General features: G+C 56.0%; 13 protein-coding genes. 7 read left to right on the top strand and 6 right to left on the bottom strand.

Features of this window, described 5'->3' with window-relative positions:
- The first annotated feature begins 1 nt into the window (after position 1).
- The 4 genes from AC6IZO_RS16560 to AC6IZO_RS16545 all read left to right on the top strand — a co-directional run bounded on the left by AC6IZO_RS16560 (position 2) and on the right by AC6IZO_RS16545 (position 4,331).
- Complete coding sequence (locus AC6IZO_RS16560) at positions 2-925, top strand: hypothetical protein (RefSeq protein WP_497806617.1); 924 nt, start codon at positions 2-4, stop codon at positions 923-925.
- 143 nt (positions 926-1,068) lie between these two features.
- On the top strand, positions 1,069-1,383 hold the full coding sequence (locus tag AC6IZO_RS16555) for a hypothetical protein (RefSeq protein ID WP_497806615.1): 315 nt from the start codon (positions 1,069-1,071) through the stop codon (positions 1,381-1,383).
- Between the two features lie 12 nt (positions 1,384-1,395).
- Entirely contained in the window at positions 1,396-3,432 is a 2,037-nt protein-coding gene (locus tag AC6IZO_RS16550; protein WP_497806613.1) for a type IV secretory system conjugative DNA transfer family protein, read from the top strand.
- Positions 3,429-4,331 carry a TadA family conjugal transfer-associated ATPase gene (locus AC6IZO_RS16545; RefSeq protein WP_497806611.1) on the top strand — a complete coding sequence of 301 codons (903 nt, stop codon included), beginning with the start codon at positions 3,429-3,431 and terminating at the stop codon, positions 4,329-4,331. The genes AC6IZO_RS16550 and AC6IZO_RS16545 overlap by 4 nt, the downstream gene beginning before the upstream one ends.
- Before the next feature lie 6 nt (positions 4,332-4,337).
- Here AC6IZO_RS16545 and AC6IZO_RS16540 read toward each other — a convergent pair whose 3' ends face one another.
- The gene (locus tag AC6IZO_RS16540; RefSeq protein ID WP_497806609.1) at positions 4,338-4,583 is read right to left on the bottom strand and encodes a hypothetical protein; all 246 of its coding nucleotides are present in this window, start codon (positions 4,581-4,583) and stop codon (positions 4,338-4,340) included.
- Between the two features lie 55 nt (positions 4,584-4,638).
- Here AC6IZO_RS16540 and AC6IZO_RS16535 point away from each other — a divergent pair, with 55 nt between their 5' ends.
- Positions 4,639-4,911 carry a helix-turn-helix domain-containing protein gene (locus AC6IZO_RS16535; protein ID WP_497806607.1) on the top strand — a complete coding sequence of 91 codons (273 nt, stop codon included), beginning with the start codon at positions 4,639-4,641 and terminating at the stop codon, positions 4,909-4,911.
- Between the two features lie 6 nt (positions 4,912-4,917).
- Here AC6IZO_RS16535 and AC6IZO_RS16530 read toward each other — a convergent pair whose 3' ends face one another.
- The 5 genes from AC6IZO_RS16530 to AC6IZO_RS16510 all read right to left on the bottom strand — a co-directional run bounded on the left by AC6IZO_RS16530 (position 4,918) and on the right by AC6IZO_RS16510 (position 8,872).
- Positions 4,918-5,823 (bottom strand): LysR family transcriptional regulator, encoded by a 906-nt coding sequence (locus AC6IZO_RS16530; protein ID WP_497806605.1) that lies wholly within the window; start codon positions 5,821-5,823, stop codon positions 4,918-4,920.
- A 366-nt stretch (positions 5,824-6,189) separates the two neighbouring features.
- Positions 6,190-6,768, bottom strand: coding sequence for an adenylyltransferase/cytidyltransferase family protein (locus AC6IZO_RS16525; protein WP_497806603.1), 579 nt, complete (start codon positions 6,766-6,768; stop codon positions 6,190-6,192).
- A gap of 23 nt (positions 6,769-6,791) precedes the next feature.
- Entirely contained in the window at positions 6,792-7,388 is a 597-nt protein-coding gene (locus AC6IZO_RS16520; protein WP_497806601.1) for a hypothetical protein, read from the bottom strand.
- 36 nt (positions 7,389-7,424) lie between these two features.
- Entirely contained in the window at positions 7,425-7,682 is a 258-nt protein-coding gene (locus AC6IZO_RS16515) for a Sec-independent protein translocase subunit TatA/TatB (protein WP_497806599.1), read from the bottom strand.
- Positions 7,683-7,897: 215 nt separating this feature from the next.
- Positions 7,898-8,872 carry a SphA family protein gene (locus tag AC6IZO_RS16510; protein ID WP_497806597.1) on the bottom strand — a complete coding sequence of 325 codons (975 nt, stop codon included), beginning with the start codon at positions 8,870-8,872 and terminating at the stop codon, positions 7,898-7,900.
- Between the two features lie 348 nt (positions 8,873-9,220).
- Between AC6IZO_RS16510 and AC6IZO_RS16505 the strand changes: the two genes are divergently transcribed.
- Complete coding sequence (locus AC6IZO_RS16505; RefSeq protein WP_497806595.1) at positions 9,221-10,888, top strand: sigma 54-interacting transcriptional regulator; 1,668 nt, start codon at positions 9,221-9,223, stop codon at positions 10,886-10,888.
- A 413-nt stretch (positions 10,889-11,301) separates the two neighbouring features.
- Positions 11,302-13,062 carry an FAD-dependent oxidoreductase gene (locus AC6IZO_RS16500; RefSeq protein ID WP_497806593.1) on the top strand — a complete coding sequence of 587 codons (1,761 nt, stop codon included), beginning with the start codon at positions 11,302-11,304 and terminating at the stop codon, positions 13,060-13,062.
- Positions 13,063-13,121 lie beyond the last annotated feature (59 nt).

The raw sequence follows: 13,121 nt of genomic DNA, 5'->3' as shown, positions 1-13,121 counted from the left end.
CATGGCCACCAATCCCGTTCTCGCTCTTCAATCGTTCGGCTACACCGAACGCGAGGCTCCGTTTCTCTACCTTGTGGCCGCGCACTCCGGCTACTTCCTCCGCCGCCACTTCGACTACTTCATCGACCGCCGGCGGGGAGCCATCGCCCAGCACTTTCTGGAGAAGGCGCGCCATCTGGGACACGTCGAGGTACTCGACTACGGCGATTCCCGGTACGTGTATCACCTCTTCGCCAAGCCAATCTACCGGCTCATCGGCAATGCCGACTCGCAGAATCGACGCAGGAAGGGCGATGGCGTGATTCGCGCCCGGCTGATCACGCTCGACTATGTTCTGGAGAACGAGAACAACCGGTTCTTCGTCACGGAGAAGGAACGGATCGACTTCCTTGCCAGCGAGCGCCGTGTGCCGCGGGATTTCTTTACCGACCGGAATGGCCGGCTGCTCGCAACGCTCGCTAACGTTCCGATCTCAATTGCCGACCGGGCGGTTCCATCCACCACGCCTATCCGTTTTCTCTTTGCCGATGAAGCGCTGCTGACCATCGAACGTTTTCGGCGATTTCTCTCGGAGTCGTCACGCTTGCTGCGCGTCCTCGACAGCTTTGAGGTGATCTATGCGTCGAACTCTCAACACAACTTTCAACTGGCCAAGGAAGAATTCTGGAAGCGTTTCGGAACTGTTCCGGCTGAGGCGCAGCGGATGTTGGGCGACAACTGGCGGCACGATTTGCGCGAAGCTGCGACCCGTCATGCGCCTGTCCATGCGAAATTCACTACGCTGTTTCTCAAATACAGCTATCCACCCATCCGGCGTAAAGAACAGCCCTCTCCAAGGGGTGTTCGACAGCCGGGGCTAGTCAAAGGACCGCAAATTAAGCAAAACCAAACATATGTGCCAGGGGTAGGGCCAGATGTGGGGTAGGGCGTGGGCGGGAGCGACCCTGTTCCGCTGGAACTACCGCGCGGACGGGACCGCGCTGGTCGCTCCCGCCCACGTTCGGTGGTTGTTCCGGGCGGTATCCGAAATAGATGCGGGGCAGATTCACCGATGGATAGGAGAAGACGATGAAGGGATTAAGGATTGAGCACGGCGCCAGCAGAGTCAAGCGTGCGAAACTGCAAACCTATATCGACCAGAGCGTTGCCGACGACATTGCGCTGATGGCCGAGTGGACCAACAACGAGCAGAGCTACATCGTGAATGAACTACTGCGCTTTGCACTCGTTCAGTCACAAGAGTTTCAGCAATTAAAGGAACAACGAGGCCCGCTGGATGTTGCTCGCAAGCAGGAAGAAGCCAAGCAGACTCCTCGACCTGGCGTGGCTGCTGCGAAGGACACCGGGAAAGATTCACAGAGTTCTCCCACCAGCAGGTTGTGACGAGGAAGCACCATGCGACTTAGGGAATCCATCGCGCACATCACCGGAAGGGTCATCGAGTATCGCCTTCTGCTGTCTTTTGGATTGAGTGCGGCCTGCGGAATCGTCCTGGAGAGCCTGTACCCATTGCAGGAGAATGAACCACTCCTGCGTCTTCTTGCTGCAGAACGCCCCGTAATCCATTACGGAATCGTGTGGAGCTACAGCCTGTTCCTGTACACGACTCCGTTTCTGGTTCTCTCCATCCTGTTCTCACTGGCATACGTTCATCTGTATGGCTCCGGAAATATCCAGGCCGCTGGAACCCTGCCCCAACTCTCCGATCCAAGAAATAGAGAGGACTTGGAATTCGTCGTAGGTGAGGTTCACAACCGGCTGAACCTGAATCCGTCACCATTGCCCTCCTGGCTCACCATCCCGGAACACGGCCTGTACACCGGGATTTGTGTCATCGGCGCCATTGGATCGGGCAAAACCCAGGCCCTGATGCTCCCGGCGATGCGGCAGCTCTTCGCCTATCGCGCCAGCGATGCCGAACGGAAACTGTCAGGTGTGGTTTTGGAAGTAAAAGGTGACCTCTGTCGCCAGGTACAACGAATCCTTGAGGACTGTGAGCGCGATGAGGACTATGTCGAGGTCTCACTTCATGGTCCCGTTCGTTACAACCCGTTGCAAAGCGGTGCCGATGCCTACGCACTGGCCTTTAACATCTCATCAGTGATCGTCGCCATCTGGGGAAAGGGCAAGGAGCCCTTCTGGCAACAGTCGTACACCGATCTTGTACGCTATGCGATCATGCTCCACCGCGTCCGTGACGGATACGTTACGATGCTCGATTTGTTCCGTACCGTCATTAGTTCCGGAACTTTGGAGCAGATGCTGATCGAGGCCGGCCGCAGATACACCTCTATATCTTTTCTGGGGCTGTCGAAGGAAGCTTTCCTCCGCTTCGAATCTATCCTTCGGCCCTACCACTTCGCTTGGTACGACCAGCAGCAGCAATTCGTCGCGCGCTGGTCAGAAGAGTTGGAAGATGCAATCCGTCGCCAGACCACGGCAGATGCATCCTTATATATAAGGAAGAGTGGCATTCCCTCAAAACGCCAAGCGTGGAAAAGCGTCAACTACTGGTACTGGGAGCACTGGAAGTTCTTTCGCTCCGAGACCAAGACCTCGATCATCCAAGGCGTAGCGATCTTCCTGTCACTGTTCGAAACGGATCCCGATGTACGCCGCGTTTTCTGTCCGCCGAGAGAACTCTACGAAGGCAAAGCGGTGCCGGATGATCCAAGCGGAACTGCGCTGCCGCCGTTTGCCGAGCTAATCGAGTCTGGCAAAGTGGTTGGGTTGAACTTTCCGGCTGCGCTGAATCCAGCATTGGCCAAGATCATCGGGACGCTGATGAAGGTGGATTATCAGCGGGCGGTGATGCTGCGAATCCCCCAGATGGATGAGCATCCAGAGCGACATTTTCGTCCGACGCTGTTTCTCTGCGATGAATACCAGAACTTTGCCACCGTTGGCGGCGACACTCCGACCGGTGACGAGCGCTTCCTTTCTCTTTCGCGCCAGCCACGGTGCATTCCTCTGGTGGCCACCCAGAGCATCTCCAGCCTCAAGGACGCGCTGCCGAACGAAGGTGTGAAAACTCTGTTGCAGGCTTTCCGGACCAAGATCTTTCTCAGCACGACCGATCCCGACACAGCCCGTTATGCGTCGGAGCTATGCGGCAAGGCGGACAAGACCCGTGTCAGCTACACCGTGTCTGAATCCGGATCGAATGCCAATGTTGGCTGGCTCAGCGGCCGGACTTCGGCCAGCCGGGGCACGGTCTCTGCCTCCAAGCAGTACCAACAGCACCGCGAACCGCTCTTTGACGAGAATGCTTTCTTCGAACTGAAGAATGCCCAGGCCGTCGTCGTTGCTTTTGATGGCGTCACGCCTCTTCCGCCGACCTACTGCTATCTGAAGCCGGACTTCCTGCCTAGGACCATGAGCTGGTTTGAGCAGGAACGGATCGGCTTCGATCCAAGGAGGATCACTAAATGAGCTACGAGATCATCATTCCTTTTCTAAAGCCGATTGCGCATCTTCTCGAATCGGCGACGGTCTCTGAGATCATGGTGAACCCGGACTCTTCGGTATGGAGCGAGGAGAACGGACAGATTCAGCTTATGTCGGGTATTCAGTTCGAGGATGGTGCACTGTTGACGGGCTTGGAGGTCATCGCCAACCGTTTTGGCAAGAAGCTCGACGCCGACTCGCCGATCCTGAACCTTCGCCTGCCGGACGGGAGCCGACTGGCCGCCATGATCCCGCCGGTGGTCAACCCACGCCCCTTGGTAACGATTCGCAAATTTACCTCTCGCGGTTTCCAGATGCAGGATCTGGTCGAACGAGAAATGTTGACTGAGAAACAGGCAGGTCAACTCAGCCAAGCCGTGCGCGAAGGGCAGAACATCTTGATTGCCGGCGGGACCGGCAGCGGAAAGACCACACTATTGAACGTCCTGGCAGACGCCATCCCGGAAGAAGAACGCATCCTGATCATTGAAGACACTGCGGAGCTTCACATCCGAAAGCCCCATGTCATTTCCGCCGAATCGCAAACAGATACGCATCGCAGCCAGGTGTCGTTTGAGGACCTGCTGAAGGCCGTTCTGCGCCACCGGCCTGACCGGATCATTGTCGGGGAGGTTCGAGGCCAGGAAGCTCGGACTCTATTGGACGCTACCAATACCGGTCACCGTGGAATGTTGGCGACGATCCACGCGAGTAGCGCAGAAGAAGCCATTCATCGATTGGCAACGCTCGCGCTGCGCAGCAGTCCGGGCCTTTCGTTGGAAACAATCGAAGATGATGTTCGCCGCGGGCTCGATCTGGTCGCCTACATCCATCGTCAGCAGGGTCAACGCAGAGTTCAACAAATATTAGGCTTACTAAACTAGCCCTAGCTAGGCAGGCTCAGAAGCGTCGGACGAAACATTATCTCCACGTTCGCACAGGACTTGCAGGGCACCGCCTTGATTCGCACAAAGCTTGCCAGAAATCGAGGCGGATACCTCCATGCAAATCGAAAGCACGGTCTCATCCGTAAAACGTAAGAGAATTTCACGACCTCTATGGGCATCATCAAAGACTAAGACCTCTTCAATACACTTGCCCTTTGCTTCTGGAAAATCGAAAGTAGGTTGCTTCACGCCACCTCCATGGCCCCTATTAGGGGATTTGCAAGAATACACCGAAACTGTGTAGGTGCGAAAGCGTTTCCAAGCCGAGACCCGCCGTTCCCGACGAGCACACACGGCGGAGTTGCAGGATATCTATGATGGTATCGTGCAGAAGCTGATTTCGGCGAGAACAGATGCGGGCTTGACGCAAAGAGAGGTTTCGGCCCGGATTGGGAGAGCGCATTCGTTTCTCTCGAAGTGTGAAACTGGTGAGCGTAGAATCGACGTTCTGGAGCTCCTTCAGCTTGCGGAACTCTACAAAAAGCCGTTGCACTACTTCCTCCCTGGCTGCGATTGATACTAACTATCGGGTCGGCATCTGAATTCTCTCCTTCATCAATGACACAAAGTTCTGGATCAGAAGATGCTGGCTATCTTCATGGAAGATAATTCCGCTCTTGCGCGTTAGAATCTTTGAAGAAAGCGGTTTTGAGATAATGTTGTGGTTTCTTGACGCGACAGAACGCGCAAGGAAGCAAACCCCAACATGCTGCTCGACCAGGCACATCGCTTCGCCGATCGTGTACGCGTCGCTAACTACATTTAGATCAATGCCGAATCCATGGTAGAACTCTTCGATCTCCTCATGAAGTGCGGGTACCTCATTTCGGCTCACAGCGATCACGGCGGTACCGTCCAAGTCGTTGGGTCGAATTTCGGCCTGCGTCGTCAATGGGTGTCCTTGCGTGAGGCATAGCACCAATGGTTCTTCCAGTAGCTTAATGACTGTCAACCCAGAGCACACTGGTGGCAGCAGAGAGACGCCTGCGTGCAACGTATGATTTGCGACGGATCTGGCAATCTGGTGATCGAGACCGCTGATCTGGACCAATGAGATTCCAGGAATATCCTCGTTGTCTAATCGGGCCAGCACTGAGAGCAGTCTAGGAGGAAGATGTGTCGAGCGGCCGATTCTAAGCCGCTTCTCATCAAAGCCTCTGGCAGCCTCGACCATCTCTTCCGCGACAAGAGCCTGTTCCAACGCTCGCTGCGCTTCGGTGATGTAGATCCGTCCGTGTTCAGTCGGAACCAGCCTGGCATCGAATCGATGAAACAGCTTCGTCTGCAACTCCCGTTCAGCCTTCGCCAAACGTTTCATTACTGCACTTGGCCCGAGATTCAAGAGTTGGCCAGCCTTGATAAAGTCGCCGGTTTCCGCCAGTGTGACAATCGCCAGCATTCCTTCCATATCCACGTGCGGATAACGCATACCCCCTCCTTCGAATGCAGCTCGATTCCTGGACTAGACCAGCTGCACAGTCAAAAAAGCCGTGGAGGAGAAAGAGAATAGCGGCTTCTGAACTACTCGGGTTTGACGATTCCAAGTCGTACTTGCCTTGCGCTCACATTTCTGCTCTTCTGTCGAAGCTTAGTGCCTTCCGGATTTGGGTACCTGTCTGTATAGTTCTCACCTAGGTGGCCACGCAGTGACCCTGCTCCGATCAGGACAACACTATGCAAACCGGCAGACCGCACTCTGTATTGCGCCGCAACGCATGAACTATACAATCGCCAATGAAGAATGGGGATGCATCACTTCGTGCAAAATCAACATTCCATTCTGGCCTTCGGCGTTTCATTGAGCTTCAGTATTATCGGCGCGCGATAGGCCTCGCCTTGCGGTTTTGTAGTCATGAACTCCTCGAAGGGCTCGAATCCAGGAGCTGGATACAACATGGTTATCCACACAAACAGGGGCATGAACGCGCACATGGAAGCCGTATTCCTTGCCGAATTCTGCTAGTTGTGTGCATCCGGCTTCTGCCAGTCGGCCAAAGCGAAAATCGCAGCCTGTGTGAATTGCGACGATGTGCAGTTTCTTTACGAGGATTTTCCTTACGAATTCCTCGGCTGACATTGCAGCCAATTCGCATGTAAAAGGCAGCACGATCACCGCATCCACTCCCAATTGTCCAAGTCGTTCAAGCCGTTCGGGAAGACTGGTGAGCAGCCGAAGCGGCCTCTCCGGGTGAAAGAATGATTGAGGATGAGGATCAAACGTCAAGATGGCAGACGTTGCGTCCAGTTCCTGGGCTGTCCTGCGCAATGCCTGAATGATGCTTTGATGACCGATGTGTACACCATCAAACTTGCCGACACTCAGCGCAGCTCGAATGGTTGGCGGAATTTCATTCAGCCCATGATATACGTGCACAAGAATCACTCCATAACCGTTTGTCAGGCCCTGTGTCCCCGTCCCAGAAGGTCAATTCGACGCGCCGTGAACCATCCGCGGATCTCCTCCACATTCACAATGCGGAGGGGGCTGCAGGAGAAACCCTCGACGACATTCAGCCAGTCCAGGGTTGAGTCTTTTGGTGCTACTTCGCAAAAGAAGACCGACGGTGGAATTCCTGCCAGCACAGAGAGCGCAAGCGCCCACTGCGTTGGTTTGGCCTGCTGAGGTGCGACTGCAAGCTTCTCGGTAATGGGTACAACTGGGATTTCTCCTGTCTCCATGGAAGTCCCTTTGGGTTGTTGGCATCGCGATTTCCCAAAACATGTTCCAAGCGAGAATTCGCCCTGTAAGGACGGGGCCAGTTGAACGGCGCTCATCTCCTTGCAAGTTGTTAGCAGGCATAACAGCCCCATCGCCGCATGAGCCATCGCGCGCAATGTTGGTGCTGAAACGCGCTCTTCGGGCACGGCAATGTAAGTTCGCAGCCGACCCTCCCGTTGATCGCAGATGAGAATCGGACGGCCGCCGCGAAAGTCCTCCAGAACTTCTTGAAACAGATCGATCAACACCTGGTACGCAGCTTGCGTTGCAGACACCTTTCACTCCTCATGGATCGTCATGGCGCGTTTCTGTTAAGCCTGTGGACTCTCCCCACGCTGTTCTTCGGTGGAAGGGGATGGAGAACTGGGCGAAGCACCCGGCAAACTCGAACCCTGCTTGGGAGGTTCTCGTTCCGCTGCGGCGGCCAACCCACCCATGCTCCTCTTGAATTCGCGAATGCCGTCGCCAAGCCCGCGCCCCAGTTCAGGGAGCTTCCTGGGGCCAAAGAAGATCAGTGCGATGAGTGCGATCACCAGCAAATGCATTGGTTGGAACAGACCTTCAAACATTGCGTTAACTCTCCTCGGAATGACTCTCTTGATGAATAGAATTCGCCGGAGGGAGGAGCGCCTGCAGAACACATCCTGCAGAGGTGCAACGTGCCCTTGCCTCGATTCGGAAGCCGACTACACATCCCCACACAACTCCAGGCCCATGTGCTGGTAGCCGTCACCAGTTTCCTGACGGCTACCAGCACTGCGTCCAATGAAGCGCTCCGTCTCTCCTACTGCTGCGGCGGAGGTGGAGCCTGATGGCCGCCGAGCGTCTTCAGAACGCGGAACGTGAAGTGCGTTCCCTGCGCCCGGTTCTGTGCTCCGCTTTCGATATAGGCATTGGCAAAGAACCATAGGCCCTTGCCGCCGATCTGCACGCCGGGGCCGGAGCCGAAGACGCGCTCGCGTGAATCTGCCAGGCTGGCGCCATTGATCTTGTGGTCGGTGATCTGTTGAATGGCGTAGCCGTTGAAGCCCACGCGGATGCCCTTTGCAACTTCGTACGACGCCGCGTAGTTCTCGTGGAAGGCCTGACCGGGCTGCATGCTGCTGAAGCCGTAGCCAACGAACGGATCGCTGTTCTTGCCATTCCACAGGTAGTGAATGCGCGAGCTGACCTCCAGCTTCGTCGAGTGCTTCATGGGGTAAAAGGTGAAGGCGTACCACGGGTTCACGGCAAACAGGTGATTGCTCGGATTTGCGATTTGATATTTGCTGTATTTCCCGGTAGGCACTACAAGGTCAACCGTCATGCGGTGCGCAAACAAGCGGCCACCGGCGATTGGGCGCGGCGTCCAGACAAGCATAAAAGGCGAGATCGTCAGGTCGCCGAGACCGCGGTTGTGCACGTCGCCGGTCTGCGGAGTCTTCAGCGCCACATCCACAAATGGCAGCAGAACCTCACCACCGTAGAACCCGCCAAGTAGCTTATGGTTGGAGTAGAAGCACGCGTGCTGGAGCAGGACGGTTGTGGTCAGATCGTTGGTTCCGGCGTTCTTGTTGCCGTTGGCGTCTTTGCTCTCGCTGGCGTACGCATAGTTGGTGTACTGCTCAAACGCCCACCCTGGCCCTGCGGCACCATCTTCAAAGCTCGTGGTACCGGTATTGGAAACGGGAAGCGAAACCTGCGCAAACATTGATGGGACGATCAGCAGGGCGCTCATGCAAAGTGCGAACAGAAATACTTTCTTGCAATTGCGAATCATGAATGAATCCTCGTTAGATTAGGAACTGCACCCGGCCCTATTTCGGGTCGTGTTTCTTCTTGCAGGTTCGAAACCAATCGCGAGGGAGATCCCTCCGGCCAAAAGAATCAATACGTTGCGATATCAGGTAATGAGGGACGAGCCCTCGCGGATTGCAGTCCTGCAATGGCGCACCGCAAATTTGCAAAGCTCTTGCACGGGGGTGGTCGTAATCGTTGGGACAAAGCAATTTCGTCAGCGAATTTCAAATGCACGGTGGAGCAATTGCCTTGTTTTCGGCGCTTCAACATGCGAAGCTGCAAGTCGCAATCCATGTGAGACGATTGCGCTGAAAGGCAGGAAACGTGCATGCGAAAAGAGGATATGAATCTTTTCAGCTTGCTTGAATTTCACCCGGGAGTCGGCAAAATCTTCTGCGAGGACGAGCGCATGATGCTGTTTACCGCGTCCTCGGTTGGCGCATTACAGAAGCTGCTGCTCGATCGCTTTGGTATTGACGAGACAAGAAAGATTCTCAGCAGGTTCGGATATTCTCATGGCTTTCATTGTTGCCTTACTGCAGAACAACTCTTCGGGAAGAAGCACACCGGCGAGATCGCTGTCCGGTTTCATGAAATCGTTGGTTCAGGCAAGTACGTAAACACAACGGCCACAGAGCCGCCAGGATTCAAGTACCTTACAGACTATGTTGGCTCGGCAGAGGTCGAACAATACCTCGCCAACTTTGGAAGAAGCGATATCCCTGTGTGCTGGTGGGCGGCTGGCTTCGCCAGCGGATACTGCACTGCACATTTTGAAACGGAGACTTATCACAAGGAACGCCGCTGTGCGGCTCAAGGGTGTTTCCACTGCGAAGTGGAGGCCCGTGAAGCATCTCAATGGGGCGACGAACTCGCGGGACTTCGCCAGATCTATGGCTTTACCAGCTCGGAGGATGTTGAGCGATACCGCCGGCAGCAGTGTGCGTTGCACCAGCAGTGGCACCTGGACAGGAAACAGCGTCTTCAGATGGCGCGTCAAACCTCCAACGATGAGTGGCTTTCGGTTCGAGAATCATTGGTTCAAATCACAGAAGCTCACAACTTCATCGTCCGCGAAGAACCCATGTGGGAGGCGCTTGAGCATGCGGTGGCTGTAGCAAAGCTCGATACCCCGGTGCTCATCCACGGAGAAACCGGTACCGGGAAGGAGTTCGTCGCCAACCTGATTCACAACCAGAGCGCACGGGCCATTCACCCGCTGGTTTCCATTAACTGCGCCGCACTGACAGAATCGCTGCTCGAATCGGAACTCTTTGGCCACGTCAAAGGAGCGTTCACTGGCGCCGTCTCGGATAAACCCGGGCTCTTCGAGATTGCCTCGAATAGCACCTTGTTTCTTGACGAGATTGGCGACATGCCTGTCAGCGTCCAAGCCAAGCTGTTGCGGGTTCTCGAAAACGGAGAACTGCGGCGGGTGGGCAGCACGCAGACAATCCAGGTGCATCCCCGTATTCTTGCCGCCACCCATCATGATCTGCAGACTCTTGTGGCGAAGAACGAGTTTCGGGCTGATCTATATTTCCGTCTGAACTCTCTGACAATTGAGCTTCAGCCGCTGCGGCTCCGTCGCGACAGTATTCCGGCCATGGCGCAATCGTTTCTCACGAACATTGCGCGGAAGTTCAACAAGCAAATCGAGTCGATTTCGCCGGAAGCAATGAGCGCACTGGTCCGGTACCGGTGGCCGGGCAACGTTCGCGAATTGAAGCACGCAATTGAACGCGCTGTGGTGGTGGCGCATGGCTCCATGCTGGCACTCACAGATCTTCCGCCCGAAGTTGCCAGCCCAGCTCCGCCAGAGGAAGTGCCCCAGACCGGCGGCCATCGCCAGCACATCAGTTTGAAAGAGGGAGAGCGCTCCGTAATTGTCGAGGCTCTTGCCGCGCACTCCGGCAACCGCACCGCAACAGCAAGGGCCCTGAATATTGATATTTCTACCCTCTGGCGCAAGATGCGGCGCTACGGTCTCCTTTGAGCTGCTGCTGATCTTCCACTCAAACACGCTCTTATCCTGTCGCACGAATGAAGACCGCTCAATGGGCGGTCTTCGCTCGTTGCGGCGGGCTACTGCTCAAGCAGGCTTTCCCCTCGGCAGGCTTGCAAGTACTTGTAGTTTTGCACGTGCGTTTCTGCAAACATCATTGCCATCTGCATTGGTTCCTGTCCGTAAGTTCTTGATTCTCTGAGCGACACAATCCGCAACATCACGGCAACAAAACTGCTTTTAGCGCGGGCGTGCGTTTGGTGTCTCAGCTCCCAGTGCTTTCACTGCATCGACCTCTGGTCCGCTCAGAGACACCAGACGCCACGCAACGCAGTTGTTCCTAATTGTCATGATTCCAACGCTCGGCCGGGCGTTCCCGGCGGGCGATATCTCGAGGAGACTTCATGTCTGAACAGACGAAAAATGAGGCGACGAAGGTGAAGCTGTCGCGGCGCGACATGCTGAAGGGCACGGGCGCAGCACTTGCCGCCGGTGCACTCGCCACTCCGACGCTGCTCTCGGCGACGTCCAAGGAAACACCCAAGGCGCCCACTTCCGGCGTGCCGCTGCATGAACAGGTGTGGGACTTTGAAAAGATGCCGGCTCCGGTGCCGGAGTCCCAGATCAAAGAGACGCTTGAGACCGAAATCCTCATTGTGGGTACGGGGGCTTCAGGGATGCCCTGCATTGCCGCGGCCCTGGAGACCGGTGCCAAGGTGATTGCGATCGAAAAGCTTCCCAAGCTGAAGTATGACCCGTCACGTCCCGACCTTTCGCGCGCCATCGGAGCATGGTTTGGATTTGCCGGTGGACGCCTGTACGAAAAGCGCGGCGTCAAGTTGAACCTCGGAGAGCTTGCCGCAGCGCAGGCCCATTCCACCTTGTGGCGTTGCGATCAGCGCCAGATCAACAAGATCATCAAGTACGGTCCCAAAGTGGCCGACTGGTGGCTGGACATTCTGGAGGAACAGGGCATCGATCCGGAGACCATTCCGATCGAAACTCACCCCGAGATGAATCTGGACAAGCCGCGCCCCGGGATGCACGTGAACTGGCAGCCCACTGGACTCATCATTCCCGCGGGACGCGCCGAGCATGCATTCGAGAAGCACATCAACGACAACGGCTTCGAGATCACCTACGACACTGCCGCGAAGTACCTGATCAAGGAAGGCAATCGCATTACCGGCGTTATCGCCAAGAACCCCAAGGGCTACGTAAAGATCAAGGCCAGCAAGGGCGTGATCATCTGTACCGGCGGCTTTGAGGGCAACAATGAGATGCTCAAGAAATACTTGCCGGAATACGGCGAGATTCGCGAGGTCTACGGCAAGAAGACCAACACGGGCGATGGATTCCAGATGATGAAATGGGCCGGCGCCCGCATGGATCCGTGGCCTCTCTGTCCGATGACGTGGGACGGAATGAACCCCGAGGCGCTCAAACTCGGCTATGACTTCATCGGCGTGGCGCGTCAGGCGTGGTTGTACGTCAATGCCTTCGGCCAGAGATTTATGAACGAGGACGCCACGTTTGCAGCAGTCGGCAAGTCCATGTACATGCAGCCCCGCTCCATGATGTGGACCATCTTCGACGAAAAGTGGCGTGACGACGACGTTCTGGAAAAGATGGCCGGAACCGTGTGCCGTCGCATGACCACCCGCCGCATTCCGTTTGTTCTCCCCTTCAACACCAAGGAAGCCAACGAGAAGCTGATCGCTGCCGGAATTATCCTCAAGGGCAACACGCTGGAAGAACTGGCCGCGAAGATGAACCAGGAGGGTCCGCAGCTTGGCATCGGCAATGAGCTTGATGTCGCAGCTTTCAAGGCCACGGTGCAGCGGTACAACGAATTGGCCCGGAAGGGCGCGGACGAAGACTTCTACAAGGACCCGCAGAAGTTCTTCGCCTTGGACAAGCCGCCTTACTACGCGGTGCGCACCACGGTGGGCATCCTTGTGGCGCAGGGCGGCGCTCTGGTGAATGACAACTTCCAGGTTGTCGACCCGAAGGGGCACGTCATCCCCGGTCTCTACGCCTGCGGCAACGTGGCGGGAGGCTTCAACAGCTTCGAATTCGACATGATTGCCGACATCGGAAGCTTGGGCCGTGGCTGCATTTCCGGATATCTGGCGGCCAAGCACGCTGCCGGAGTCAAGGTATAGCGTCATCTTCCTGAAGCAAACTTCCATGGCGGTGGAGACGTGCCCCCAATGTCCCACCG

The sequence above is a fragment of the Oryzophilus luti genome (assembly GCF_059726245.1).
The sequence above is the reverse complement of the archived record's forward strand: the minus strand, read 5'-3'. Positions and strand labels throughout refer to the sequence as shown.